Origin of the sequence: Allomuricauda sp. ANG21, from assembly GCF_040705235.1 — a bacterium.
Classification (GTDB): Bacteria; Bacteroidota; Bacteroidia; order Flavobacteriales; family Flavobacteriaceae; genus Flagellimonas; species Flagellimonas marina.
This window is the reverse complement of sequence record NZ_JBFCVT010000001.1, coordinates 14,216-38,753: the sequence shown is the minus strand read 5'-3', so window position 1 is coordinate 38,753 and position 24,538 is coordinate 14,216. Positions and strand designations below refer to the sequence as shown.

The 24,538-nt window shown below is 41.6% G+C and carries 28 protein-coding genes and 5 tRNA genes; 22 read left to right on the top strand and 11 right to left on the bottom strand.

The annotated features are described in order from the left end of the window. The first annotated feature begins 34 nt into the window (after nt 1–34). Entirely contained in the window at nt 35–754 is a 720-nt protein-coding gene (locus AB1A65_RS00215) for a uracil-DNA glycosylase family protein (protein ID WP_366584423.1), read from the top strand. On the opposite strand, the gene AB1A65_RS00210 is transcribed toward AB1A65_RS00215, so the two are convergent. The 11 genes from AB1A65_RS00210 to AB1A65_RS00160 form a co-directional block, all read right to left on the bottom strand. After that, complete coding sequence (locus AB1A65_RS00210; RefSeq protein WP_366584421.1) at nt 751–2,247, bottom strand: M20/M25/M40 family metallo-hydrolase; 1,497 nt, start codon at nt 2,245–2,247, stop codon at nt 751–753. The two genes, AB1A65_RS00215 and AB1A65_RS00210, sit on opposite strands and share 4 nt — an antisense overlap. Nucleotides 2,248–2,276: 29 nt before the next feature. Continuing rightward, the gene (trpA, locus tag AB1A65_RS00205) at nt 2,277–3,038 is read right to left on the bottom strand and encodes a tryptophan synthase subunit alpha (RefSeq protein WP_366584419.1); all 762 of its coding nucleotides are present in this window, start codon (nt 3,036–3,038) and stop codon (nt 2,277–2,279) included. A 65-nt stretch (nt 3,039–3,103) separates the two neighbouring features. Continuing rightward, nucleotides 3,104–4,285: a tryptophan synthase subunit beta gene (gene trpB / locus AB1A65_RS00200; RefSeq protein ID WP_366584417.1), complete on the bottom strand. Its 1,182-nt coding sequence runs from the start codon at nt 4,283–4,285 to the stop codon at nt 3,104–3,106. 55 nt (nt 4,286–4,340) lie between these two features. Next, complete coding sequence (locus tag AB1A65_RS00195) at nt 4,341–5,036, bottom strand: phosphoribosylanthranilate isomerase (RefSeq protein ID WP_366584415.1); 696 nt, start codon at nt 5,034–5,036, stop codon at nt 4,341–4,343. 139 nt (nt 5,037–5,175) lie between these two features. Then, nucleotides 5,176–5,961 carry an indole-3-glycerol phosphate synthase TrpC gene (trpC, locus tag AB1A65_RS00190; protein WP_366584413.1) on the bottom strand — a complete coding sequence of 262 codons (786 nt, stop codon included), beginning with the start codon at nt 5,959–5,961 and terminating at the stop codon, nt 5,176–5,178. Nucleotides 5,962–6,046: 85 nt separating this feature from the next. Next, nucleotides 6,047–7,042, bottom strand: a complete 996-nt coding sequence (trpD, locus tag AB1A65_RS00185) for an anthranilate phosphoribosyltransferase (RefSeq protein ID WP_366584411.1) — start codon at nt 7,040–7,042, stop codon at nt 6,047–6,049. Nucleotides 7,043–7,112: 70 nt separating this feature from the next. Then, entirely contained in the window at nt 7,113–7,682 is a 570-nt protein-coding gene (locus AB1A65_RS00180; RefSeq protein WP_366584409.1) for an aminodeoxychorismate/anthranilate synthase component II, read from the bottom strand. A 2-nt stretch (nt 7,683–7,684) separates the two neighbouring features. Continuing rightward, complete coding sequence (locus AB1A65_RS00175) at nt 7,685–9,082, bottom strand: anthranilate synthase component I family protein (RefSeq protein ID WP_366584407.1); 1,398 nt, start codon at nt 9,080–9,082, stop codon at nt 7,685–7,687. A gap of 243 nt (nt 9,083–9,325) precedes the next feature. Then, nucleotides 9,326–9,898: a YceI family protein gene (locus AB1A65_RS00170; protein WP_366584405.1), complete on the bottom strand. Its 573-nt coding sequence runs from the start codon at nt 9,896–9,898 to the stop codon at nt 9,326–9,328. A gap of 37 nt (nt 9,899–9,935) precedes the next feature. Further along, the gene (locus AB1A65_RS00165; RefSeq protein WP_366584403.1) at nt 9,936–10,568 is read right to left on the bottom strand and encodes an NAD(P)H-dependent oxidoreductase; all 633 of its coding nucleotides are present in this window, start codon (nt 10,566–10,568) and stop codon (nt 9,936–9,938) included. Between the two features lie 7 nt (nt 10,569–10,575). Beyond that, entirely contained in the window at nt 10,576–11,022 is a 447-nt protein-coding gene (locus tag AB1A65_RS00160) for a MarR family transcriptional regulator (protein WP_366584401.1), read from the bottom strand. A 133-nt stretch (nt 11,023–11,155) separates the two neighbouring features. Between AB1A65_RS00160 and AB1A65_RS00155 the strand changes: the two genes are divergently transcribed. The 21 genes from AB1A65_RS00155 (at nt 11,156) to nusG (ending at nt 24,495) form a co-directional block, all read left to right on the top strand. Beyond that, complete coding sequence (locus AB1A65_RS00155) at nt 11,156–11,710, top strand: TlpA disulfide reductase family protein (protein ID WP_366584399.1); 555 nt, start codon at nt 11,156–11,158, stop codon at nt 11,708–11,710. 6 nt (nt 11,711–11,716) lie between these two features. Next, nucleotides 11,717–12,334: a thioredoxin family protein gene (locus tag AB1A65_RS00150; RefSeq protein ID WP_366584397.1), complete on the top strand. Its 618-nt coding sequence runs from the start codon at nt 11,717–11,719 to the stop codon at nt 12,332–12,334. A gap of 79 nt (nt 12,335–12,413) precedes the next feature. Beyond that, nucleotides 12,414–12,725: a rhodanese-like domain-containing protein gene (locus AB1A65_RS00145; RefSeq protein WP_366584395.1), complete on the top strand. Its 312-nt coding sequence runs from the start codon at nt 12,414–12,416 to the stop codon at nt 12,723–12,725. 3 nt (nt 12,726–12,728) lie between these two features. Beyond that, nucleotides 12,729–13,238: a DinB family protein gene (locus AB1A65_RS00140; RefSeq protein WP_366584393.1), complete on the top strand. Its 510-nt coding sequence runs from the start codon at nt 12,729–12,731 to the stop codon at nt 13,236–13,238. A 21-nt stretch (nt 13,239–13,259) separates the two neighbouring features. Next, nucleotides 13,260–14,540 carry a DUF2851 family protein gene (locus AB1A65_RS00135; RefSeq protein ID WP_366584391.1) on the top strand — a complete coding sequence of 427 codons (1,281 nt, stop codon included), beginning with the start codon at nt 13,260–13,262 and terminating at the stop codon, nt 14,538–14,540. A gap of 8 nt (nt 14,541–14,548) precedes the next feature. Beyond that, a complete protein-coding gene (locus AB1A65_RS00130) occupies nt 14,549–14,776 on the top strand; it encodes a PspC domain-containing protein (RefSeq protein ID WP_036383119.1) in 228 nt (75 codons plus the stop codon). Between the two features lie 2 nt (nt 14,777–14,778). Further along, nucleotides 14,779–15,786 (top strand): NAD-binding protein, encoded by a 1,008-nt coding sequence (locus tag AB1A65_RS00125; RefSeq protein ID WP_366584389.1) that lies wholly within the window; start codon nt 14,779–14,781, stop codon nt 15,784–15,786. Nucleotides 15,787–15,863: 77 nt separating this feature from the next. After that, nucleotides 15,864–17,936, top strand: coding sequence for an amino acid carrier protein (locus AB1A65_RS00120; RefSeq protein WP_366584387.1), 2,073 nt, complete (start codon nt 15,864–15,866; stop codon nt 17,934–17,936). 11 nt (nt 17,937–17,947) lie between these two features. Further along, nucleotides 17,948–18,814 carry a helix-hairpin-helix domain-containing protein gene (locus AB1A65_RS00115; protein WP_366584385.1) on the top strand — a complete coding sequence of 289 codons (867 nt, stop codon included), beginning with the start codon at nt 17,948–17,950 and terminating at the stop codon, nt 18,812–18,814. A 36-nt stretch (nt 18,815–18,850) separates the two neighbouring features. Further along, a complete protein-coding gene (locus tag AB1A65_RS00110; RefSeq protein ID WP_366585225.1) occupies nt 18,851–19,990 on the top strand; it encodes an acyl-CoA dehydrogenase family protein in 1,140 nt (379 codons plus the stop codon). Between the two features lie 68 nt (nt 19,991–20,058). After that, nucleotides 20,059–20,253 carry a 30S ribosomal protein S21 gene (rpsU, locus tag AB1A65_RS00105; protein WP_366584383.1) on the top strand — a complete coding sequence of 65 codons (195 nt, stop codon included), beginning with the start codon at nt 20,059–20,061 and terminating at the stop codon, nt 20,251–20,253. Nucleotides 20,254–20,354: 101 nt separating this feature from the next. Further along, nucleotides 20,355–21,245 carry a tyrosine-type recombinase/integrase gene (locus AB1A65_RS00100; RefSeq protein ID WP_366584381.1) on the top strand — a complete coding sequence of 297 codons (891 nt, stop codon included), beginning with the start codon at nt 20,355–20,357 and terminating at the stop codon, nt 21,243–21,245. Between the two features lie 56 nt (nt 21,246–21,301). After that, nucleotides 21,302–21,604 (top strand): ribosome-associated translation inhibitor RaiA, encoded by a 303-nt coding sequence (raiA, locus tag AB1A65_RS00095; RefSeq protein WP_366584379.1) that lies wholly within the window; start codon nt 21,302–21,304, stop codon nt 21,602–21,604. Between the two features lie 101 nt (nt 21,605–21,705). After that, nucleotides 21,706–21,779: transfer RNA gene (locus AB1A65_RS00090), tRNA-Thr, on the top strand. Nucleotides 21,780–21,801: 22 nt separating this feature from the next. Further along, nucleotides 21,802–21,884, top strand: a tRNA-Tyr gene (locus AB1A65_RS00085). Between the two features lie 82 nt (nt 21,885–21,966). After that, nucleotides 21,967–22,039 (top strand) — tRNA-Gly (locus tag AB1A65_RS00080). Nucleotides 22,040–22,205: 166 nt separating this feature from the next. Beyond that, a tRNA-Thr gene (locus tag AB1A65_RS00075) sits at nt 22,206–22,277 on the top strand. A gap of 48 nt (nt 22,278–22,325) precedes the next feature. Further along, nucleotides 22,326–23,513 (top strand): elongation factor Tu, encoded by a 1,188-nt coding sequence (gene tuf, locus AB1A65_RS00070; RefSeq protein ID WP_366584377.1) that lies wholly within the window; start codon nt 22,326–22,328, stop codon nt 23,511–23,513. 68 nt (nt 23,514–23,581) lie between these two features. Next, nucleotides 23,582–23,654 (top strand) — tRNA-Trp (locus AB1A65_RS00065). Between the two features lie 93 nt (nt 23,655–23,747). Then, complete coding sequence (gene secE / locus AB1A65_RS00060) at nt 23,748–23,936, top strand: preprotein translocase subunit SecE (RefSeq protein WP_366584375.1); 189 nt, start codon at nt 23,748–23,750, stop codon at nt 23,934–23,936. Between the two features lie 7 nt (nt 23,937–23,943). Continuing rightward, on the top strand, nt 23,944–24,495 hold the full coding sequence (nusG, locus tag AB1A65_RS00055; protein WP_366584373.1) for a transcription termination/antitermination protein NusG: 552 nt from the start codon (nt 23,944–23,946) through the stop codon (nt 24,493–24,495). Nucleotides 24,496–24,538 lie beyond the last annotated feature (43 nt).

Genomic DNA, 24,538 nt, shown 5'->3' with positions numbered 1-24,538 from the left:
TGACTTCAAATTTTAAAATCTTCAATTTTTGACTTTGAACTCAAAACCATTTCAGCATACACATCCCTACGAACCCTTCTTATTTCCCGAGGCCACGAAGTTGATTATAGGTACACTGCCACCACCTCGCTTCACCACGGGTGAGTTGAAAGCGGAAGATGTGGATTTCTGTTATGGAAGCTGCAATGGCATGCTTTGGCCCATTCTAGACCGTATTTTTGATTTAAAACTGAAATTTGAGAATACGGCTGAAGCAATAGCTCAACGAGAGCATTTTTTGCGAAAGCAAAAAATAGGAGTTTGTGATATTGTGCACAGTGCCGAGCGTAAAAAGATTGATGCTTCGGATTTGGGAATGCAGAATGTGGTGCTCAGGGATTTAGTGGGTTATCTTCAAGACTATCCAAACATAACTACGTTGTTGTTCACTGGCGGGAACAGTAAAAATGGACCCGAGTATTTTTTCAGAAGGCAATTGAAACAGCGTAATTTGAAATTGAAAGTGATATCAGATGAGGTTCCAAGAATACATGAGTTTGAATTACCGCTGAAATCAAATGATATGTCAGTTCGAGCGCCCGCCTGCCGGACGGGCAGGCAGTCGAGAACCATCAAAACCGTTTCTTTAACAGCTCCCTCTGGTGCGGCCAACCGTGCCGTGGGAAGCTTACAACTGTACAAAGACCTTAAAAGAAAAAACCCTGATTTCAATACGGTTGATTTCAGGGTCATGCAATATCGGGAGTTTTTTTAGTTCAATTCAGAAGTCAGCATTCCATAAAACGCTTTGATCCCATAAGCTAACTGTCCAATTCTAAGATTTTCGTTTGGGCTATGCTGATTATTATCAGGATTCACCATGGGAACAATAAAAGCAGGAATCTTCAATTCATTGATAAAAGGGGCAATGGGTACAGTACCTCCAGTAGTTCGGATTTGAATCACATCTTTTCCAAAACTGTTCTGCAGTGTATTCACTAAAAACTGCCCGTAGGGATTATCCAAATCAGTTCGGAAGGCATCGGTAACGCTCCCCTCGGTGACGGTTACCACTTTATCATGAGCCATGCGTTCCTCTTTGGAAGGCACATGGTCAAATAGGGTATACCCTTGTTTGGTAATATGGTCTTTCACCAATTTTTTAAGTTGATTGCCATCGGTTTCAACCACCAAGCGAAGGTCCAATTCCGCTGTGGCGCTTTCAGGAACAATGGTCCGGGCTTTGTCACCTATCCAGCCAGAACCCAAACCACGAATGTTCAGGGAAGGATATTGTAGCGCTTCTTGATAAAACCCACCCACTTTTTCAGCAGATTTAAACTGAAGTTTATCTGAAATCTCGGCATCACTATCAGGAACGCTTTTTAAAACATCTTTGGTAGTATCATCAATGGAAATGCCATCATAATACCCTGGAATAGTTACTTTACCATCGGAATCTTTCATGCTGGCAAGCAATTGGGCCAATTGAAAACCTGGATTGGGTGCATAATTGCCGTAATGTCCACTGTGTTGTGGCTTTACGGGTCCGTAAGTGGTAAGGGTCAAGGTTGTGATTCCCCTGCAACCATAAACAACGGTTGGGTCGCCAGAAGGATGTACAGGGCCATCGGCGATGACCAAAAAGTCGGCCTCCAACAGCTCACGGTACTGCTTTACCGCTTTGGGCAACGGTTTACTACTTTTTTCCTCCTCACCATCCAAAATGACCTTTACATTGAATGGAATTTCTTTCCCTTCTTTTTTCAAAAGGTCAATGGTATTCAGCAGTATAATTATCGGTGATTTATCATCTGAAGTGGAACGACCGAATAAACGCCAATCATAATTGATGTCATCATTGAGTTCATCAAAAGAAATAGTTTTAAAGCCATCACCTTCTGGAGCTTTTAATACCACTTCATACGGATTGGGCTGGTCCCATTTAGAAGGATCCACGGACTGACCATCAAAATGCATATAGAGCAGTAGGGTTGGTTTGGCATCATCCACTGGAAGTGCCGCAAAAAAGAGTGGCATGTTTTCCGTTTCCAGAATGGCCGTGTTAAACCCACGTTCCCCAAACTTTCGTTTCAACCATAGGACATTGTCATCAATGTCATCGGCATTAAGGGCATCATTGGGTATAGCAATAAATTCCCTTAATTCTGTTATGGCTGCGGCAACTTGCGATTTAATGGCCGTGTCATCTTGTGCTGATACCGAAATGGCCGTCAGCAGTGATATTAAAAAGACAATTTTTCTCATCGTTTGAGTTCAGTTTTTGAGTCTGAAAATTAACGAATTTGATTCACAAAATCGCTAATACCATTAGCACCATTTCGAGCTAGGTGTTTAATGAATGCTGAACCAATGATGGCTCCTTTTGCTTTTTCAGTAGCCTGCTGAAATGTTTGCGCATTGCTAATGCCAAAGCCAACAATCTGGAGATTATTGAGATTCATGGCGGCAATACGTTTAAAATAGGCCGCTTGTTCATCTCCGAAGCCTTCTTTGGTACCCGTTGTACTTGCGGAACTAACCATGTAGATAAACCCTTCCGAAGCGGCATCAATAGTCCTGATACGATCTTCGGAAGTCTGCGGAGTAATCAAAAATACATTGATGAGACCATATTTCTTAAAGATGGCTTCGTATTCATCTAGATAGACATCCAGAGGCAAATCTGGAAGAATAAGTCCATCAATACCGATTTCCTGACATTTTTGACAAAATTTCTCAACGCCATATTGAAGCACAGGATTAAAATACCCCATCAAGATCAAGGGAATGGAAACGGTCTTCCGAATGTCCTTTAATTGTTCAAAAAGAAGTTCGGTATGCATGCCATTTTTTAGGGCAACGGTGGAACTTTCCTGAATGGTAGGGCCGTCCGCAAGTGGGTCGCTAAAGGGGAGGCCGACTTCAATGAAGTCAACCCCACTTTTTTCCAAATCTTGAATGATTTTCACTGTATCGTTTAATTGGGGATACCCTGCAGTAAAATATATGGAGAGGAGTTTTCCATCCTCTTGTAGTTTTTGTTTGATTCTGTTCATAAAATGAGATTTGAGATGTGAGACATGAGATGTGAGAACTGTGTCTTGGTTCTTATGTCTATCATCTATAGTCTGAAATAATCAATATAATTCTGTAAATCCTTATCGCCCCGACCGGATAGGTTCACTACAACCACGTCATCTTTTTTGAACTTTCGGTCCTCAAAAAAGGCTAAGGCATGCGATGATTCAATAGCGGGTATAATTCCCTCCAATTGACACAGGCCTAGCCCAGCAGTCATAGCATCATCATCGGTAATTGAAATGAATTCTCCTCTTCCCGATTTGTACAAATGGGCGTGCAGTGGGCCAACCCCTGGATAATCCAACCCAGCGGAAATGGAATACGGCTCCGTAATCTGTCCATCTTGAGTCTGCATGAGCAAGGTTTTGCTGCCGTGGATAATTCCCACTTTACCCAAAACTGAAGTGGCAGCACTTTCTCCCGTATGAATTCCTTTTCCTGCCGCTTCAACAGCAATAATTCCCACTTCGGGAGTATCCAAAAAGTGATAGTAAGCTCCCGCGGCATTACTTCCTCCTCCAACACAGGCTACTACATAATCTGGGTTTTCCCGACCTTCTTTTTCAAGAAGTTGGGACTTGATTTCTTCTGAAATCACCGATTGAAATCGCGCTACCATATCGGGATACGGGTGCGGTCCAACCACGGAACCAATAATATAATGGGTGTCCACAGGATTATTGATCCAATCCCGAATGGCCTCGTTGGTGGCATCTTTCAAAGTTCTACTTCCAGATTTAGCAGGCCGTACTTCGGCACCCAACATTTTCATCCGGGCTACATTGGGCGCTTGGCGGGCGATGTCAATTTCACCCATGTAGACCACACATTCAATGCCCATGAGGGCACAAACGGTTGCGGTGGCCACTCCATGTTGACCTGCCCCCGTCTCAGCTATAATTCGGTGTTTCCCCAGCTTTTTCGCCATCAAAATCTGTCCGATAGTATTATTGACCTTGTGGGCTCCGGTATGGCACAGATCTTCCCGTTTCAGGTAGATTTTCGTGTTGTATTTTTCAGAAAGCCGTTGGGCAAAATAGAGTGGGGTAGGTCGGCCTACATAATCCTTCAACAATTGATGAAACTCTTCTTGAAAAGAAGGTTCCGCCATGATTCGGAGGTAGTTTTGCCTAAGCTCCTCACAGTTGGGGTAAAGCATTTCTGGGATAAATGCGCCGCCAAACTCACCATAATAGCCTTTTTCATCTGCGTGATAGCTCATATCAATTTACAATTTACAATTCTCAATTACGCTTTTTTGGCAATTGATTATTTGGTTAAAATTTAGAAAGTGATTCTTGAAACACTTTCAATACTGTGATATCTTTTCGTCCAGGTTCGGTTTCAAACCTACTGTTCACATCAATGGCATAACAGTATTTTGATGCTGGACTGTTCCTAAATTCTTTCAGTTTTTCAAGGGATTCCGGTCCAATACCGCCACTTAAAAAGAAGGGTTTGTTGGATGGATAGTTTTCCAAAATGCCCCAATCAAAGGTGTAGCCATTCCCTCCAGGGAGCTTTCCTTTGGTGTCAAAAAGGAAGAAATCGCACACATTTTCATAGTCCTTTAAAACGGAAAAATCAAAATCGTCCTTTACGGAAAATACTTTGATGATTTCCAAATTTGTCAGGTCGAGCGCAGTCGAGACCCCATCAAGGGGAACAACTTTCTTTTTTCTCGACTGCGCTCGAAATGACAGAAAGTTTTCCTTTAATTCAAGGCAATATTCAGGACTTTCCTTACCGTGCAGTTGCACTGCATCCAACCCATATTGATTCACTTTTTCCAACACCTCTTCTACGGCAGCATCCACAAAAACGCCCACTATTTTAATGGATTTAGGCAATTGGGGTATGGCTCCCTCAAAATAACGGGAGGAAGGTGCCCAAAAAATAAAGCCCAAATAATCGGGTTGCAATTGCGCAACCTCGGTGGGATTATGGTGCATACCGCAGATCTTCAGTTTCATATTTCTCTTTTTGTCATTCCGAACTGTCAGATTGAGCGCCCGCCTGCCGGACGGGCAGGCAGTCGAAATCAAAGTAAGGAATCTCCAGTTAGATTTCTCAATCGTCCCGTTTTTCATCGGGACTCATTTCGAAATGACATTATTTTTTTAATTCATTAATAAATTCTTTCGCATTCTTTCCAGGATCATCCGTCTTCATAAAATTCTCGCCAATCAAAAAACCTTGATACCCGTAGGGTTTGAGTTCTTGTATCGCCTCGATGGAACTAATGCCACTCTCAGAAACCTTTACAAAATCATCTGGAATCTGCTCTGAAAGGGATTTGCTGGTTTCCAAGCTCACCTCAAAGGTTTTTAAGTTGCGATTGTTCACACCGAGCATATCCAAACTGGGCATGATGGATTTTTGCAATTCCTCTTCATTATGGACTTCCAAAAGGACATCCAATCCCAAACTCTTGGCAGTTTCTGAAAGGGTTTTGATTTCTTCTCGAGATAAAATGGCGGCGATTAACAAAATTACATCGGCACCATAGGCTCTCGCCTCCACAATTTGGTATTCATCGATGATAAATTCTTTGCGCAGCAACGGAATATTCACTGAAGCCCGTGCCAATACCAAATCGTCCAAGGAGCCTCCAAAGTATTTTCCATCGGTAAGGACGGACATGCCGCAGACACCTGCTCCCGCATAACCTTTGGCAACATCCTGCACATTCAAACTTTGATTGATAACCGATTTGGAGGGGGAGCGACGTTTGTGCTCTGCAATGATTCCTGTTGAGCTGTTTTTTAATTCCGACGCTAACGAAATAGAGGTGTGCTCCATCAATACGGATTGTTCCAATTGGGCCACAGTAATCAGTGATTTTTTCAAATCGACCTCTTTGCGCTTATCGGCTACTATTTTGTCTAAAATATTCATAAGTTGTTATTTGTCATTTCGACATGAGCTTAGCGATTGAGAAATCTTTTTTGTAGAGATGTCTCACATTCGTTCGACATGACAGCTAGTTTTCACTCAATTCCTGCAATGTTTTCAACGCCTTCAATCCTTTTCCGCTCAACAAAGACTCCTTGGCTTTTTCAAAACCTGCTTTTGGGGTCAGGCCTTCTACTGTTGCAATGGCAATCCCTGCATTGGCGCAGACCACATTGTTTTGGGCTTCGGTGCCTTTTCCATGCAATACATTCAAGAATATTTGGGCTGATTCGGCAATGTCCTCACCGCCTGTAATTTCATCTTGTGAAATCTTATCCACACCAAAATCCGACGGGGCCAACATGCTTTCTGAATTGTTGGAAATGGTCTTGGTGTCACCCGTTAGCGAAATCTCATCATACCCATCCAACGCATGTAACACCGTGAATTTCTTATCGGTGTTTTGATAGAGGTAGCCGTACATTCGGGCCAATTCCAAATTGAACACCCCTACCATCTGGTTTTTTGGAAATGCGGGGTTTACCATGGGCCCCAACATATTGAAAAAGGTCTTTACAGCCAGTTCTCTTCGAATGGGGCCCACATTCTTCATGGCAGGGTGGAACAAAGGGGCATGCAGCACACAAATTCCGGCTTCATCAATGGATTTTTTTAGAAAATCAGCTTCATTACTGAATTTGATGCCCAAAAATTCCATCACATTGCTACTTCCACATTTGGAGGAAACCCCATAATTTCCGTGCTTGGTGACTTTCACACCAGCCCCGGCCGTTACAAAAGACGCTAAGGTGGAAATGTTGAAGGTGTCCTTACCATCACCGCCTGTTCCACATAGGTCGATGGGGTCGTACTCCGATAAATCCACAGCAACACAGAGTTCCAAGAGTGCATCCCGGAAACCTTCCAACTCTTCAATGGTGATGCTTCGCATCATGTAGACTGTAAGGAAAGCCGCAATTTGTGAGGGATTGTATTCGCCTTTGGCGATGTTCACCAAGATTTGTTTGGCCTCTTCCTTGGGCAATATCTCGTGATTTATTAGTTTGTTTAAGGTCTCTTTCATTTTAATAGTATTTAGATGTTAGTAGTGAGTATTGAAAAACTTCTCACTTCTAAAATCTCATATCTCAAATCTATTTGCTATCCAACCAATTCTTCAACATTTGTTTTCCTTCTGGGGTGAGTACTGATTCTGGGTGAAATTGAACCGCGGTCACATCATATTTTTTATGTCGAAACGACATAATTTGTCCGTTTTCATCCACCGAAGTGACTTCCAATTCGTCCGGCACATCAGTATCTACCACCCAAGAATGGTATCGTCCCACTTGAAGCGTTTTGGACAATCCTTTGAAAATAGGGTCGTCCTTGGTTACCGTAATTTCGGTATCCACTCCGTGGTACACTTGGTCTAGGTTTACCAAAGTTCCGCCAAATACCTCACCGATGGCCTGCAATCCCAAACACACCCCAAAAATACGCTTGGTGGGTGCATAGGTTTTGATTATCTCCTTGAGCAACCCGGCTTCATCGGGAATTCCAGGCCCTGGAGAAAGTACAATATTTTCGAACGGTTCTACTTCGTTCAGTGTAAGTTGGTCGTTCCTTTTTACGGTTACCTCGCAATCCAAATCCTCCAGATAGTGCACCAAGTTGTAGGTGAAACTATCGTAATTGTCTATCATTAAAATCTTTCTTCCCATCGTTAGATTGTTTCAGCAATTTCCAAGGCTTTGTTCAATGCGCCGAGTTTGTTATAGGTTTCCTGTAGTTCGTCTTCGGGATTGGAGGCGGCCACCAATCCGGCACCGGCTTGGTAATATAGTTCATGGTTTTTGCTCAAAAAGGTGCGGATCATAATGGCGTGGTTAAAGTTGCCCTCAAAATCCATAAACCCAATGGCTCCACCGTAATAGGAACGACTTGTTTTTTCATACTTTTCAATGAGTTGCATGGCCATGTGCTTTGGAGCGCCGCTCAAAGTTCCCGCTGGGAACGTGTCCGCCACGACCTTCATGGTGGTGATGTCCTTTTTCTTTTGTCCGGTGACTTTGGAGACCAAATGGATTACGTGTGAGAAATATTGCACTTCTCGATAGGTTTCCACATTGACGGTATTTCCATTGCGGCTGAGGTCATTTCGGGCCAGGTCCACCAACATCACATGCTCACTGTTCTCCTTATCATCTTGAGCCAATTTTTTGGCCAATTCCGCATCTTTTTCGTCATTTCCGGTACGTTTGTAGGTGCCAGCAATGGGGTGGATTTCAGCCTTGCCTTCTTTTACAATGAGTTGGGCTTCGGGTGAGCTACCAAATATTTTAAAGTTGCCATAATCGAAATAGAAGAGGTAAGGGGAGGGGTTGATGGAGCGTAGCGCACGGTACACATTGAATTCGTCCCCTTTGAATTTTTGGGTGAATCTTCGGGATAATACCAATTGAAAAACATCACCTCTTTTGCAATGTTTTTTGGCCAGTTCCACATGCTCTTTGTAATCCTCATCCTTTAAATTGGATTGCGGTTTGCCTTCCCTTGAAAAATTGTAGGAAGCAAAATTACGAACGTTGAACAACTGCTCAATCTCACCTACATTGCTTTCGGAATTGTAACAATGGGCAAATAAATAAGCTTCGTTCTTAAAGTGGTTGATGGCGATGATGTTCTGATACACTGCGTAATAAATATCTGGGACGCTAACAGAATTGTCTTTTTTTGAAATCTCCACATCCTCAAAGTAACGAACCGCATCGTAGGCCATATATCCAAAAAGACCATTGTAAATGAATTTGAATCCGTTTTGGCTTACTGAAAATTGCTGTCCAAAGTTATGGATGACCTCGGTCACATCAATATCTGGGGTAATTTCAGTGATTTCCTTTTTACCATCTGGAAACCGTTGGGTAATGGTTTCGTTCTCAACTTTAATATAGGCAATGGGATTGCAGCAGATATATGAAAAACTATTGTCGTTGGCATGGTAGTCGCTACTTTCCAAAAGAATGCTATTGGGAAATTGGTCCCTTATCTTTAGATAAACACTCACCGGAGTGATGGTGTCCGCCAGGATTTTTTTGTAATACGTATTTAGTGTATAACTCATTTTTAATGCTATAAATTAAAAAAGGCTTGTCGTGATGACAAGCCTCTTGTATGGTTATAATGGGGACTTAGCTCACGACTTTCGAAGTAAGTTGTTCCACCACCAAGTATTTACTGTTCTGTTATTCATTGTGTCAAATATAGAAAGGAAAATTTAACCAGCAAACAAACATTTGTTTTAAAATTAGAAATCCCGTCCAAGAATTTCTCGAACGGGATTTCCAAACACTTAACATGAGCCTGATTACATCTGCAAGTCAACTACCAAATCAAATTCATCATAAATCAATTTGTCTTTGGCCGTACCGATGATACCAGAACTATACTTTATGTCGTATTTAGTTCGGTCAACTTTCAAAGTTGCGGTGGCTTTGTTTCCATAAACGGAAACATCAAAAGTTACGGGCTTGGTAATCCCTTTAATGGTAAGGTCTCCGGTTACTTCATAGCTATTTTTGCCGGTGGACTTTACTTTGGTGAAAACCAAGGTTGATGTTGGGTTGGCCTCCGTTGCGAAGAAATCCTCTGAATTGAGGTGGCCATCCAGTTTGTTTTTGTAATCGCCTTCCAAATCAGTGGTGTTGATGGAAGACATGTCCACTACAAACTCGCCACCAATCAATTTTTCCCCGTCAAATTCCAAGGCCCCGGATTTCAATGTCACGGTTCCAGTATGTGAACCGCCAAATTTATAGGCTTTCCAAGTTACTTGACTTTCTTCGGCCTTTACTTCCTTGGTTTCTTTTTCGGCTGTGTTAGCGATTGATGATGCACCTACTACGGTGGTCAATACCAAACTTAAAACTCTCTTTTTCATAATTTGTTAATTTCTGTTTTTAGGGTTAATGATTACTTTATATATATGTAATTAATTCTTCAGTTGATTTTCTAACCTTGGGCAAGTGTTGCGTAGCATCTTCTTCAGATCTATATCCTATGGCCAGCACTACCGTGGCGGTAAGGTTTTTTTCTGGTAACCCAAGTATTTTATTGTATTCTTCTGATTCAAACCCTTCCATGGGGCAAGAGTCTATTTTTAATTCTGCTGCGGCTTGCATCATGTTCCCAAAGGCAATGTAAACTTGTCTTGCGGCCCAATTTCTCTTGGTTTCAACGGGAAGGCCCAATAATTTCGATTTCATAAAATCGCCATATCCCTTGAGTGTTTCCGTAGGAATATTTCGAATTTTGCTGGTGTTTTTAAGGAATCCGTCGACCAGTTCCTCACCAAAATTGGTGGTATTTGCAAAAACTATGATGTGTGAAGCATCTGTAATTTGCGACTGATTCCATGATACGGGTTTAAGTTGTTCTTTTACTTTTTGGTCCGATATCACCAATAAATGATAAGGTTGTAACCCGTAGGATGAAGCACTTAATCGCGTGGCCTCCAGCAAGGTTTCCAAATCTTCATCTGACACCTTTTTAGTGCTATCGAATTTCTTGGTGGCATAACGCCAGGTTCTATTTTCTAATACGTTGTTCATTCTTCTTTTAAAATTTATCCAGTAACTGGTTTAGATTTTCTAGTTCTTTTAGGCTAAAATTTCTAACGATATTATTCTCGGTTTCGGCAACTACCTTGTCCATTTTGGCCAAGGCTTCTGAGCCTTTTTCTGTGATTACGATTTCCACTTTGCGTCGGTTTGATGGGCATACACTGCGGTCAACATATCCCTTCGCCAAAAGTTTGTCTACCAATCGGGTGGTGTTACTCATTTTTGTGACCATCCGTTCGTTTAATGTAGACAGATTTGCAGGTTTCCCTTTTTGTCCCCGTAGAATGCGAAGTACATTGAACTGTTGCATAGAAACTTCAAATGGTTTTAGCGCATTTCCTGCCATTTCATAAATCATGTTGTGTACCAAAGTAATATGAATCAGGGTCCTGCTTTCCAACGGTATCTTCTTTGAAGTCTTTATAATTTCCTCGACATTCATGTATAAACAATATTTGTATATACAAATGTATTCTATTTAAGACCGAGAATCCTAATTTTTAACAGATAAAGTTTTGTTAAAAGGAAAACAGGGCCATTCCCATTGCGTAATTTTAAAGAGTAAAATTCAGAAAATGAAGAACTTACTGTCTCTTGGGATGATAGCCCTTTTTTTGGTGTTTGGTTGTGGAAACAAGGAAAAGAAAAAAACAACTGAAGAACTCTCCGATGAAACTCAGGTAGCTCAGAATCAATCTGCAATCGAAGAGGAAGTCAAATTCCCTGTATATGATTTTGCGGGTTTAGAGCCGTTGCTGCATAAAGAAGGCAATAAAACCTACATCATTAATTTTTGGGCCACTTGGTGCAAGCCTTGCATTGCCGAGCTTCCCTATTTTGAAAAAGTAAATACAGAACATAAAGATAATGTGGAGGTTATTTTGGTGAGTTTGGATATGCCAAGCATGTGGAAATCTCGATTGGAACCTTTTGTGGATAATAAGGGGATAAAATCTGAGGTGGTCATTTTGGACGATCCCAAGCAAAATGACTGGATTCCCAAGGTGGACCAAGAATGGAGTGGGGGCATACCTGCTACCTTAATATATAATAAGAATAAGCGAAGCTTTTACGAACGCGGATTTACCTACGAAGAATTGAACACCGAGTTGAACAAATTTTTAAACTGACACCAAATGAAAACACTGAAAATTTTTGGACTACTTGTTTTGATACTTTCTTTGGGTGCTTTTACCTTAACACCGGACCCAATGGTTGATGGTTACAAAATTGGCGACACCGCCACAGACTTTTCCCTTAAGAACATTGATGGGAAAATGGTCTCGCTTGCAGACTATAAAGATGCAAAGGGCTTTTTGGTCATTTTCACCTGTAATACTTGCCCGTATGCTGTGGCCTATGAAGATAGGATTATTGCCTTGGATAAAACGTACAAGCCCAAAGGCGTGCCTGTTATTGCTATCAATCCCAATAACCCAGATATACAGGCTGGGGACAGTTTTGAAAAAATGAAACAACGCGCAGCGGAAAAAGGATTTACGTTCCCTTATCTTTTGGATGAGGGTCAGAAAATCTTTCCACAATATGGAGCTACAAGAACACCTCATGTGTATTTGTTGGAGAAAACCGCAGAGGGCAATGTTGTAAAGTATATAGGGGCTATTGACGACAATTATCAAGATGCCTCAAAGGTTGAGGACACTTTTGTTGAAGATGCTGTTGATGCCATGTTGGCAGGGCAAGAAATTGAGGTGAAGACCACCCGGGCCATTGGATGCAACATTAAGGTATAAAGAATATCACAAATTAATTGATTAAAAATCCGGGGTAATCTCCCGGATTTTTATTTTTGCAAGACTTAAATGTTATAAAATGTCAGATTTATCACAAGAAGAGTGGGCCGAGCAACTGGAAAACGATGACAACGCAGTCATTTTGGACGTACGCACTGAAGATGAAGTTGAGGAAGGATACATTCCGGGAGCCATCAACATCGATATCTATTTAGGACAGGAGTTCGTTGATGAACTGGAAAAGTTGGATAAGTCCAAAAATTACTATGTGTATTGCCGTTCTGGCAATCGAAGCGGACAGGCGTGCGCCATCATGAACAGCATCGGTATTGAAAATGCCTATAATCTTGAAGGTGGCTTTATGAACTGGGAAGGAGAAATTACTGAATAAGACATGGAATTGGAATCGGTCATAGCAGAATTGGAACGAAACCGAAAGGTTTTTAGGGAAACTTTGACCGATATGCCCCAAAACCTTATTCATTGGAAAGCCAATTCAAAAGACTGGTCCTTGTTGGAAATTATCTGCCATTTGGTGGATGAGGAAAAAGAAGATTTTAGAACCAGAGTGGGCCATACACTTCAGCATCCTGAGACACCCCTTGCCTCCATTGATCCCGTTGGTTGGGTGAAAAAACGGGATTACAATGGTCAGGATTTTGAGAAAAAAGTAGAACAATTTGATAAGGAAAGGCAAATCTCCATAGCTTGGTTGAAGACCACTGCAGACCTCGCTTGGGAAAATTCGTTATACCATCCCGAGTTAGGCACCATGTCTGCTCGCTCCTTTTTATTCAATTGGTTGGCGCACGATTACCTCCACATTAGGCAAATCAACCATATTAAATATAATTTTTTGAAGGAAAGTTCGGGAGATTCGCTAACCTATGCTGGAAATTGGTAGTCAATTTCCTATATTGGCCCTATGAAGGAAGACTTGCTCCATTTTATTTGGGGGCAAAAAAAGCTTCATGGAAGACAACTTACCTCAACTGCCAACGAAGCCATAACCATTAAGGCCCCGGGAGTCCCAAATCAGTATTCAGGTCCGGATTTTTTCAATGCCCAAATAGCAATTGATGCTCAAACCTGGGTAGGCAATGTGGAAATTCATCTGAAATCATCGGATTGGTATGCACACCATCATCAGACCGATTCCAATTATGATAATGTAATTCTACATGTGGTCTGGGAAGATGATATTTCCGTTTTCCGTAAGGATGGGTCGTTGATACCCACGCTGGAACTTAAAGATTATGTTTCCAAAGAATTGTTGGAGCGCTACCAAAATTTATTTGAAAAGTCCAAACCCAAGTTCATCAACTGTGAAAAAGATTTTGCCCAAATAGATTCTTTTTTGATGGAACACTGGTTGCACAGGCTGTATATTGAACGGTTGGAAGAAAAGAGCAAACGTATAGAAGTGTTGCTCAAAAAGTCGAAGAACGATTGGGAGGGGGTGCTGTTCGCACTTCTGGCGAAAAATTTTGGCTCTAAGGTTAATGGTGATTTCTTTTTGGACAGGGCCTTGCAATTGGAATATTCCATTATCCGAAAGGTAAGCGGTTCACTTGAAGATTTGGAAAGCCTGTTGTTCGGTCATTTTGGGCTATTGGAGGTGGACCATTGCACCGATCATTATTTTTTAAGGCTTCAAAAAGAATACCGGTATCTCAGTAGAAAGTTCGATCTGTTGCCAGCTTTATCCAAGCCTGAGTTTTTTGGACTTCGACCACCCAATTTTCCCACAATCAGGATTTCACAACTGGCCCAGTTGTATGGAAAAAAGCAGAGCCTTTTTGCCCAATTGATGGAAGTTGATGCTCTTGAAGAAATCTATTCAATTTTTGACATCGCTTCAAGTTCCTATTGGGAAGACCATTTTACCTTCGGAAAAACATCCAAAAAAAGCAAAAAGAAACTCTCTAAAAGTTTTATGGATTTATTGGTCATCAATACCATTGTTCCCTTAAAATTTTGCTATTCAAGACGTGTGGGTTTAGACTGGAACGATGATTTAATTTCCTTGATATCAGAAATAAAGAAAGAGCAGAACTCGATTATTAAAGGCTTTGAAAATTTGGGGTCCAAAACCAAGAATGCGATGGAAAGTCAGGCCAAAATTCAACTCCATACCCAATATTGTTCTAAAAATAAATGTTTGCGCTGTGCCTTGGGTACGCATTTATTGAATAGAAATACATAATTTTAGGCATGGCTTTGTTCTACGACACCTTATATTATTTTCAAAAGCGGGGCTTTGAGGTCTGTAGGCGTATTGCAGAACGTTTGGGTATACGCGCCAGGGTGGTTCGTACCACTTTCATCTATTTGACTTTTGTTACCCTCGGCTTTGGCTTCGCCCTTTATCTTTTTATCGCATTTTGGTTGCGGATCAAGGATTTGATCTACACTAAACGAACTTCTGTATTTGACCTTTAATTATGATCAGACTCTTTCGTTCCAAAATAGTGCTGGCTCTTTCCTTGATGGTGTTGGTACTTTCATTTGGGGTGATAGGATATAAATTACTGGCGGATTACACATGGATTGAAGCCTTCTATATGACCATTATCACGGTCACTACCGTTGGTTTTTCCGAAGTAAGGCCCTTAGATGCCGAAGCAAAGATATTTACTGTATTTTTAATAGTAACCAGTGTGTTCATCTTTGGTTTTGCCATATCTGTGGTTACGGAGTACATTTTAGCGAGAAACTCAATTGAAGCATTAAAAAAGAAGAGAGTGAAAAAAGAGATAGATAACCTAACAAATCATGTGGTGGTCTGTGGTTTTGGTAGAAATGGCATGCAGGCCGCAGATAAATTAATGGCCTATAAAAAACCCTTTGTCGTCATAGAAAAGGATAAAGAAATTATTGAGCGATATGCAGAGGAGGTATTGTTTGTGGAAGGGGATGCCAATGAGGATGATGTGTTGTTGGAGGCTGGTATTGAGCGTGCCCAATATTTGATCACGGCCGTTCCCGATGACGCAGCCAACCTGTTTATTGTACTTTCTGCACGCCAGTTGAACAGAGACCTATTCATTATAAGTAGGGCATCCCAGGTTACTTCCTTGAAAAAACTCCAATTTGCGGGAGCCAATAAGGTGATTATGCCCGATAAGATTGGTGGGGACCATATGGCATCCTTGGTGGTCATGCCCGATTTGATCACGTTTATGGACAAGCTTTCTGTGGAAGGAGAGCATACTACCAATCTGGAAGAGGTGGAAATTGAGGATTTTTCCAATCAGATGGACTGTAATTCAATTCGTGATTTGGACCTTCGAAGAAAAACAGGATGTACCATAATCGGTTATATTGATCCCGATGGTACATACATCATCAACCCAGAGGCAGACCTAAAACTGGAACCCAAGGGGAAGGTCATTGTTTTGGGCAGACCGGAACAAATACGTAAACTCAATGAAATGTTCCAAATAGGCTAGTTAAAAAATTGTAAAATTTGATAGCGTTATTTTTTTTTTGGATATTGCCGACTTCCATAACTAACTAATACCGATATATGAAATATTTTCTTTCCTTTTTGGCCTTTGTATCACTGACTTTGGGTTATGCACAGGAATTGACTGTAGAGGGCAAAACGTATAATGTATCCAATAATATCAATGATGGAGCTATTGAGCTTTCCGTGGAAGGTGGAGTAGAGCCCTATTCCTATAAGTGGAGCAATCAAAGTACTCCCCTTACTTCCAAAAGGGCCCAAGGTTTGGTTGAGGGAATTCCGTACAGCGTTGTGGTCACTGATGCGGCCGGAAATTCAGTTACTAAAGAGTTTGAGGTTGAAACAGAGTCCATTACAGAAGTCTTCAATGGAACAATGACACCCGCGGTAAGTGCATTGGGAGCTGTTTTGTTTTGGGATCCTTTTGCAGCAATCGGTATTTATGACCCTGTGGCCTATGCAGATGTCAAACTTATTGGTATTCCTGATTGGAGCAATGAAACCCAAGACCGGTTTGTGGTAAAACAATGGTTGAAGGGAGAAGGACAAAGTGTGGCTGTCGGAGATGACATTGCTATCATTACCAGTGACAAAGGAGGAGATATTACCATCAAGGCTAATGCCAAAGGTAAATTGATACATAGGACAGATGAAGGAAAAGTAATCTTCAACTCTGAAAACCCAGAACATGTTATAGAACAAGGGGCCCATTATTTTGCTGAAATAAAATATGATGAGCCCATAGCTATGATTCACCCCAACGGTGACCCCATTGTTAAGGGAATTCCTTTCATAGTAATTTGGTTGGTTTTTGGTGCGCTGTTTTTTACCCTTAGAATGGGCTTTATCAACATAAGAGGGTTTAAGCACTCCCTTGATTTGGCAAAAGGAAAATACGATGATCCAAATGCACCAGGTCAGGTAACCCACTTTCAAGCTTTGGCAACAGCTGTTTCAGGAACTGTTGGACTTGGAAATATCGCAGGTGTAGCCGTAGCCGTTTCCTTGGGTGGGGCAGGAGCAACATTTTGGATGATTGTATGCGGTCTATTGGGTATGTCTTCAAAATTTGTTGAGTGTACTTTGGGCGTAAAATATCGTGATATATTACCAGACGGTAGAGTATTTGGAGGTCCTATGAACTATCTCCGCTACGGACTTGAAAAACGTAACCTGAAAGGTTTTGGAAAGGTGTTGGCCGGTCTTTTTGCCGTACTTGCCATTGGTGCTTCCTTTGGTGGGGGAAACATGTTCCAGGCCAATCAATCCTTTGAGCAATTGGCAGGACAATTTCCAGCGCTGGCGGGTAACGGTTTTTGGTTTGGGGTGGTTACCGCAATTCTTGTAGGGGTTGTTATTATTGGAGGAATAAATAGTATTGCAAGGGTAACCGGAAAAGTAGTGCCCATTATGGCTTCCATTTATATTTTAGCAGCGTTGGCCGTAATCATTATGAACATACAGAACATAGGACCTGCATTTTCGGCAATTGTTGACGGGGCTTTTAGTCCTTCCGCATTAAAAGGGGGTATTTTAGGAGTTTTAGTCATCGGATTTCAGCGTGCGGCATTTTCAAATGAAGCGGGAGTTGGTTCGGCGGCCATTGCCCACAGTACCGCAAAAACAAACCATCCCCCATCTGAAGGATTTGTGGCCTTGTTGGAGCCTTTTATTGATACCGTTGTAGTATGTACCCTAACAGCTTTGGTGCTTATTTTTACAGGAATGCATGAAGTGGAAGGTATGGCAGGGGCGCAACTGACCTCTGATGCATTTGGAAGTCAAATATCTTGGTTCCCTTATGTGTTGGCAGTAGCAGTGTTCCTTTTCGCATTTTCCACCATGATCTCATGGTCGTATTACGGAATGAGGGCGTGGACGTATTTGTTTGGAAAGAGCAAGCGCTCCGAAATGCTATACAAGATGCTGTTTCTGATATTCGTTGTGGTTGGAGCATCGGTAAGTTTGGGGGCCGTACTTGATTTTTCCGATATGATGATTTTGGCGATGTCATTCCCTAATATAATAGGTCTGTACATTATGTCTGGAGAGGTTCGGGGCGACTTGAACAATTATCTCAAAAAATTGAAGGCCAACCAGCTTTTTAAAAAAGTAGTGGTCGATAAAAAATAAAAAAAACACGAATGAAAGGAGAATCCCACTTCAGGTTCAACAAGCAAGAACGAAGTGGGATTTTCTTTTTATTGCTTATTATTTTTGCGCTTCAAGGGATATATTTTTACGTAAAAGCGCAACCGTTTAACGGAAGCCCAAAAGTGGAGCTCAATACAATTGCCCAAGCCCGGTTGGACAGCCTTAAAAACGCTGTTCCAAAAGATTCACTTCGCACATTTCCGTTCAATCCCAATTACATCACAGATTACAAAGGGTATACATTGGGAATGTCCACTATTGAAATAGACCGGTTATTGGCACATCGAGCAGCCGACAAGTATGTCAACTCAAAAGAAGAGTTTCAGGAAGTAACGCAAGTATCAGATTCACTTCTTACTGCAATTGCTCCTTATTTTAAGTTTCCGAAATGGGCAAATCAAAATCGGCAAAATAACAATCCCAACATCTTTAAATCAAACCAAACGGAAATCCGAAAAGCTACCAAGGACTTGAATGCTGCAACAGTAGAGGAACTTCAGACCGTAAGGGGGATTGGGCAAACTTTATCCAACCGAATCATAAAATTTAGGGATAGATTGGGCGGATTTTTGGTAAATGAGCAATTGTACGATGTCTATGGATTGGAACCCGAGGTCATAAAAAGAACATTGGGGCAATTTAAAGTGGTTGAAGTGCCAAAAGTCGAGAAAATCAATATAAACTCTGCCACAGTGGAGCAGTTGGCAAGTTTAATTTATATTGACTTTAATCTGGCTCAGGAAATTATCGCTTACAGAGAAACCAATGGTGCTTACACAACACTGGACGAATTAAAGAACCTCAAGTCGTTTCCAACCGATAGGATTGAGAGAATTAAGTTATATTTGACCTTATAAAAAATTGCTTGAATGGTTACGGATACCTTGTACACAATGAACTTTGATTATTCGGAGACTCAAAAGATGGTCGCCGAGTCTGCGCGGGAGTTTGCGCAGCAGTACATATTTCCTCATGTTATGGAATGGGATGAATCCCAGACATTTCCTGTTGAGGTTTTCAAAAAAGCTGGGGAATTTGGATTTATGGGAGTTTTGGTTCCCGAAGAACTGGGAGGTTCTGGCTTGGGTTACCATGAATATATTGCCATTTTGGAAGAGATATCAAAAGTGGACCCGGCCATTGGACTTTCGGTTGCGGCGCACAACTCACTTTGCACCAATCATATTTTATCGTTTGGAAACGAAGAACAAAAACAACGTTGGATTCCAAAATTGGCCACAGCTGAGTGGATTGGGGCTTGGGGACTTACCGAGCACAACACAGGTTCTGATGCCGGGGGTATGAACACTACTGCCGTAAAAGGCGGTGATCATTGGGTTTTGAATGGCGCTAAGAACTTTATAACACATGGAATCAGTGGTGATATTGCTGTGGTGATAGCCAGAACGGGTGAAAAAGGGGATAGTCATGGAATGACTGCTTTTGCCGTTGAAAAAGGCACGCCAGGGTTTACCAGTGGAAAAAAAGAAGATAAATTGGGTATGCGGGCCAGTGAAACCGCAGAGCTGATATTTTCAGATTGTAAAATCCCTGATGCCAACCGTTTGGGTGAAGTGGGGGATGGGTTCATTCAATCCATGAAGATTTTGGATGGGGGACGAATTTCTATTGGTGCTTTGTCACTTGGTGTGTCAAAAGGAGCATACGAAGCAGCATTGAAATATTCCAAGGAACGAGTTCAGTTCGGGAAGCCTATCAGTGAGTTTCAAGGTATATCCTTTAAATTGGCAGACATGGCTACGGAGATTGAAGCATCGGAACTTTTATTGCACAAGGCTGCTTTTCTAAAGAATGAGGGAAGGCCCATGACCAAATTGAGTGCCATGTGCAAAATGTACGCATCGGAAGTGTGCGTTAAGATAGCCAATGATGCGGTTCAGATTCATGGCGGCTATGGCTATACCAAAGATTTTCCGGTAGAGAAATTCTATCGTGATGCTAAGCTTTGCACCATAGGGGAGGGTACTACCGAAATCCAGAAATTGGTGATTTCCAGAAATATTCTAAAGTAATTTGTTTACTAAATACTTTTAAGCGTATATTTGCCGACCAAAATATAAAAGAAAGGAGGTTGTAGCCCATGTTGATAATACCAGTAAAAGAAGGAGAGAACATAGATAGAGCTTTAAAACGTTTCAAACGTAAGTTCGACAAGACCGGTACCATGCGTCAGTTGCGAAGCAGACAGCAGTTTACCAAGCCTTCTGTACAGCGTAGAGCTGAAATTCAAAAAGCACAGTACATCCAGAGCTTGAGAGATCAAGAGGAAGTGTAACTGACTTTTTACACCATATACTATATCCCGTTTTCGTTTAGGAAACGGGATTTTTTGTTTTGGGACATATCTGATAGTCGTCATTTGGCTACCTTTGGAATATGTCCGTACAAGCGTTCATATCCTATCTGCAATTGGAGAAAAATTACTCCAAGCATACCATTCAGGCGTACGATCGGGATATTCGGGAGTTTTCAAGTTTTTGCGAAGAGCACCATGATGTTTCATCCATAATTGATATTGGGTATCCCATGGTTCGGAACTGGATAGTGCATTTATCCAGCAATGAAGTTTCCAATAGGAGTATCAACAGAAAAATATCTTCCCTACGGGCTTATTATAAATTTCTTTTGAAGGTAGGGGATATTTCAGCTTCACCTTTAACAAAGCACAAATCCTTAAAAACCGATAAAAAGGTTGAGGTTCCCTTTTCTGAACATGAAATGGAAGAAATGCTAAAGGCCATTCCTTTTGATGATGACTTTGAAGGAACTCGGGATAAGCTCATTATCGAATTGCTCTATGCTACAGGAATGCGTAGGGCAGAATTGGTGAACCTGAGGTTGAACAATATTGATTTTTCCCAAAATACCCTGAAGGTATTGGGCAAACGCAACAATGAACGAATCATACCATTGCTCCCTGCCACGGCCAGCTTAATAAAAACCTATTTGAGGCAGCGTTCCAATCTGGAAAAGGTGCAGGACCCAAGCGCTCTTTTGTTGACCCAAAGTGGTCTTAAAATTTACGAAACACTTGTTTATCGTACTATAAATAAGTATTTTAGTTTAGTGTCTCCCAAGGTAAAAAAGAGCCCACATATTTTAAGGCACACCTTTGCAACACACTTACTGAACAGGGGGGCAGATTTAAATTCAGTAAAGGAATTATTGGGTCATTCGAGTTTGGCATCTACCCAAGTATACACACATAACAGCATTGCCGAACTAAAGAAAGTTCACCAGAAGGCCCATCCTAGAAACAAGGAATAGTATTTCTTGTATTGTTTAACTTCGCTGTCGTCAGGCAGCACAAAAAACTACGTCTTATGAAAGTAAACACACAATCGGTAAATTTTGTAGCTGATGGTAAGCTTTTGGATTTTGTTCAGAAACGAATGGATAAGCTGGAATTGTTCTATGACAAGGTCATTGATTCTGATGTTTATTTAAAAGTGGAAAACACTAGTGCCAAAGAGAATAAGATTGTGGAAATTATGGTGTCGATTCCAAGAGATAAAATTGTAGTTAAAAAACAGTGTAAGTCATTTGAGGAAGCAGTTGATTCGGCCTGCAGTTCATTGGAAAGACAATTGGTGAAAAAGAAGGAAAAATTGAGGGCCAAGGTTTAATCAAAATTTTTGAAAATTTATTTTGATTAAAAAAATAAATCTATACATTTGCAGTCCGTTAGAAATAGCGGACTTTTTTTATGTGGAAAAGCCGGTAAATTGCCGATGTAGCTCAGCTGGCTAGAGCAGCTGATTTGTAATCAGCAGGTCGTGGGTTCGAGTCCCTCCATCGGCTCGTAAGTTACTGAAAATAAGGCGGGGAGATACTCAAGCGGCCAACGAGGACAGACTGTAAATCTGTTGGTTTTCACCTTCGCAGGTTCGAATCCTGCTCTCCCCACAAGAGTTGTTGGCAAAACAACGTGGAAACGAAGGTTTTTTGAAATGTTGATAACTTTTTGGGCAATTGCTCAAAAAAAAATGCGGGAGTAGCTCAGTTGGTAGAGCGTCAGCCTTCCAAGCTGAATGTCGCCGGTTCGAACCCGGTCTCCCGCTCTAAAGATAAATTTTGAACTCTGTGGAAAGGGTGAGAAGTTTATCCCGAGCGAAGTCGAGGGAAACCCGGTCTCCCGCTCTAAAGACAAGATTGTCATTCCTGCGAAGGCAGGAATCTCTTCCTTGAAAAAATGTAACTTAAAAGGAAGTCGATTCAACACTTTACGCCGGTGTAGCTCAGGGGTAGAGCGTTTCCTTGGTAAGGAAGAGGTCAGGGGTTCAAATCCCCTCATTGGCTCAAAACGATTTGTACACTAATATAAACTAAGAATTAAATTATTTTAAAATGGCAAAGGAAACTTTTGATCGTTCCAAACCCCACTTAAATATTGGTACCATTGGACACGTGGATCACGGTAAAACTACATTGACTGCTGCTATTACAACTGTTTTGGCAAACGCTGGTCTTTCTGAAATTAGGAGCTTTGATTCCATTGACAATGCACCAGAGGAGAAAGAAAGAGGTATTACTATCAACACTTCACACGTTGAATATCAAACTGCTAACCGTCACTACGCCCACGTTGACTGTCCTGGTCACGCGGATTACGTAAAGAACATGGTTACTGGTGCTGCCCAGATGGACGGTGCTATTTTGGTTGTTGCTGCTACTGATGGTCCTATGCCACAGACTCGTGAGCACATCCTTTTGGGTCGTCAGGTAGGTATTCCACGTATCGTTGTTTTCTTGAACAAAGTGGATATGGTTGATGATGAAGAGCTTTTGGAGCTTGTTGAAATGGAAGTAAGAGAATTGCTTTCTTTCTATGAGTATGATGGTGACAACGGACCCGTTATCGCTGGTTCTGCGCTTGGTGCATTGAACGGAGAGCAGAAATGGGTTGATACCGTTATGGAATTGATGGAAGCTGTTGATAGCTGGATCGAACTTCCTGAAAGAGATGTTGACAAGCCATTCTTGATGCCAATCGAAGATGTATTCACCATTACAGGTCGTGGTACTGTTGCCACAGGTCGTATTGAAACTGGTGTTGCCAACACAGGTGACCCTGTTGAAATCATTGGTATGGGTGCTGAGAAATTGACTTCTACCATTACTGGTGTTGAGATGTTCCGTAAGATTTTGGATAGAGGTGAAGCTGGGGATAACGTTGGTCTTCTTTTGAGAGGTATTGAAAAATCCGATATCAAAAGAGGTATGGTTATCTGTAAGCCAGGTTCTGTTAAGCCGCACGCTAAATTCAAAGCTGAGGTATATATCCTTAAAAAAGAAGAAGGTGGACGTCACACTCCATTCCACAACAACTACCGTCCTCAGTTCTACGTTCGTACAACTGACGTAACAGGAAATATTGTTCTTCCTGATGGAGTAGAAATGGTTATGCCTGGTGACAACTTGACAATCACTGTAGATTTGATTCAGCCAATCGCGTTGAACGTAGGTCTACGTTTTGCTATCCGTGAAGGAGGTAGAACAGTAGGTGCTGGTCAGGTTACTGAGATTCTAGATTAATCATTTACAATAAAATTGTACGCCAAAGGGTGTTCCGATTTACTCGGGATACCTTTCGGCGTAATTAAACGGGTGTAGCTCAGTTGGTAGAGCACTGGTCTCCAAAACCAGGTGTCGGGAGTTCGAGTCTCTCCTCCCGTGCGACGAAAAAGATTAAGGCACTGTGAGACGAGAAGTTTATCCCGAGCGTAGTCGAGGGAAGTCTCTCCTCCCGTGCAAGAAAATACAAGTACTATGTTGACTTACGTAAAAGAATCATTTGAGGAATTGAAGAACAACGTTACCTGGTTGGACAGGGATAAGGCCTCTAACCTCATGGTTATTGTGGCAGTTTTCTCCATCATTTTTGCTTTGGCAACATGGGGCGTGGATACGCTTTTTAGTAAGTTGATTGGCTTGTATTTTGATAAATTAATAGGTTAAGATAGGTATGTCTGAGGTTCTGGAGAAAAAATGGTATGTGGTAAGGGCTGTTAGCGGTCAGGAGAACAAGATCAAAGGCTACATTGAAAGTGAAGTGGAGCGTGCCGGTTTTGGTGACTATCTTGACGAGGTTCTTGTGCCTACCGAAAAAGTTGTACAGATCAGAAACGGAAAGAAAATCAATAAAGAACGAGTTTACTTTCCTGGATATATCATGATAAAGGCCAACTTAGGCGGTGAAATGGTTCACATTATACGCTCCATCACCAATGTCATTGGCTTTTTAGGAGAAGTTAAAGGAGGTGACCCAGTGCCTTTACGTAAATCTGAGGTAAACCGTATGCTGGGGAAAGTGGACGAGTTGGCTGTCAATACAGACAATGTTGCCATTCCATTTGTGTTGGGAGAAACGGTTAAGGTAATTGATGGACCTTTCAATGGATTCAATGGAACTGTTGAAAAAATCAATGAAGAAAAGCGTAAGCTGGAGGTAATGGTAAAGATTTTCGGAAGAAAAACGCCATTGGAACTAAGCTATATGCAAGTAGAAAAAGTATAATAACCAGATGTCAGATGTCTGAGTTCTGAAATCTGATAAGAAT

What these genes read in the sequence shown, in the direction of transcription:
- AB1A65_RS00155 (WP_366584399.1), top strand. Translation starts at nt 11,156, where the DNA reads ATGAAGAACTTACTGTCTCTTGGGATGATAGCCCTTTTTTTGGTGTTT.
- AB1A65_RS00175 (WP_366584407.1), bottom strand. Translation starts at nt 9,082, where the DNA reads ATGAGTTATACACTAAATACGTATTACAAAAAAATCCTGGCGGACACC.
- AB1A65_RS00165 (WP_366584403.1), bottom strand. Translation starts at nt 10,568, where the DNA reads ATGAACAACGTATTAGAAAATAGAACCTGGCGTTATGCCACCAAGAAA.
- AB1A65_RS00195 (WP_366584415.1), bottom strand. Translation starts at nt 5,036, where the DNA reads ATGAAACTGAAGATCTGCGGTATGCACCATAATCCCACCGAGGTTGCG.
- AB1A65_RS00100 (WP_366584381.1), top strand. Translation starts at nt 20,355, where the DNA reads ATGTCCGTACAAGCGTTCATATCCTATCTGCAATTGGAGAAAAATTAC.
- raiA (WP_366584379.1), top strand. Translation starts at nt 21,302, where the DNA reads ATGAAAGTAAACACACAATCGGTAAATTTTGTAGCTGATGGTAAGCTT.
- AB1A65_RS00140 (WP_366584393.1), top strand. Translation starts at nt 12,729, where the DNA reads ATGGAATTGGAATCGGTCATAGCAGAATTGGAACGAAACCGAAAGGTT.
- AB1A65_RS00110 (WP_366585225.1), top strand. Translation starts at nt 18,851, where the DNA reads ATGAACTTTGATTATTCGGAGACTCAAAAGATGGTCGCCGAGTCTGCG.
- tuf (WP_366584377.1), top strand. Translation starts at nt 22,326, where the DNA reads ATGGCAAAGGAAACTTTTGATCGTTCCAAACCCCACTTAAATATTGGT.
- AB1A65_RS00150 (WP_366584397.1), top strand. Translation starts at nt 11,717, where the DNA reads ATGAAAACACTGAAAATTTTTGGACTACTTGTTTTGATACTTTCTTTG.
- AB1A65_RS00210 (WP_366584421.1), bottom strand. Translation starts at nt 2,247, where the DNA reads ATGAGAAAAATTGTCTTTTTAATATCACTGCTGACGGCCATTTCGGTA.
- AB1A65_RS00160 (WP_366584401.1), bottom strand. Translation starts at nt 11,022, where the DNA reads ATGAATGTCGAGGAAATTATAAAGACTTCAAAGAAGATACCGTTGGAA.
- AB1A65_RS00170 (WP_366584405.1), bottom strand. Translation starts at nt 9,898, where the DNA reads ATGAAAAAGAGAGTTTTAAGTTTGGTATTGACCACCGTAGTAGGTGCA.
- AB1A65_RS00145 (WP_366584395.1), top strand. Translation starts at nt 12,414, where the DNA reads ATGTCAGATTTATCACAAGAAGAGTGGGCCGAGCAACTGGAAAACGAT.
- trpA (WP_366584419.1), bottom strand. Translation starts at nt 3,038, where the DNA reads ATGAACAGAATCAAACAAAAACTACAAGAGGATGGAAAACTCCTCTCC.
- AB1A65_RS00120 (WP_366584387.1), top strand. Translation starts at nt 15,864, where the DNA reads ATGAAATATTTTCTTTCCTTTTTGGCCTTTGTATCACTGACTTTGGGT.
- secE (WP_366584375.1), top strand. Translation starts at nt 23,748, where the DNA reads ATGTTGACTTACGTAAAAGAATCATTTGAGGAATTGAAGAACAACGTT.
- trpD (WP_366584411.1), bottom strand. Translation starts at nt 7,042, where the DNA reads ATGAAAGAGACCTTAAACAAACTAATAAATCACGAGATATTGCCCAAG.
- trpC (WP_366584413.1), bottom strand. Translation starts at nt 5,961, where the DNA reads ATGAATATTTTAGACAAAATAGTAGCCGATAAGCGCAAAGAGGTCGAT.
- AB1A65_RS00130 (WP_036383119.1), top strand. Translation starts at nt 14,549, where the DNA reads ATGGCTTTGTTCTACGACACCTTATATTATTTTCAAAAGCGGGGCTTT.
- rpsU (WP_366584383.1), top strand. Translation starts at nt 20,059, where the DNA reads ATGTTGATAATACCAGTAAAAGAAGGAGAGAACATAGATAGAGCTTTA.
- AB1A65_RS00180 (WP_366584409.1), bottom strand. Translation starts at nt 7,682, where the DNA reads ATGGGAAGAAAGATTTTAATGATAGACAATTACGATAGTTTCACCTAC.
- AB1A65_RS00135 (WP_366584391.1), top strand. Translation starts at nt 13,260, where the DNA reads ATGAAGGAAGACTTGCTCCATTTTATTTGGGGGCAAAAAAAGCTTCAT.
- nusG (WP_366584373.1), top strand. Translation starts at nt 23,944, where the DNA reads ATGTCTGAGGTTCTGGAGAAAAAATGGTATGTGGTAAGGGCTGTTAGC.
- AB1A65_RS00125 (WP_366584389.1), top strand. Translation starts at nt 14,779, where the DNA reads ATGATCAGACTCTTTCGTTCCAAAATAGTGCTGGCTCTTTCCTTGATG.
- trpB (WP_366584417.1), bottom strand. Translation starts at nt 4,285, where the DNA reads ATGAGCTATCACGCAGATGAAAAAGGCTATTATGGTGAGTTTGGCGGC.
- AB1A65_RS00115 (WP_366584385.1), top strand. Translation starts at nt 17,948, where the DNA reads ATGAAAGGAGAATCCCACTTCAGGTTCAACAAGCAAGAACGAAGTGGG.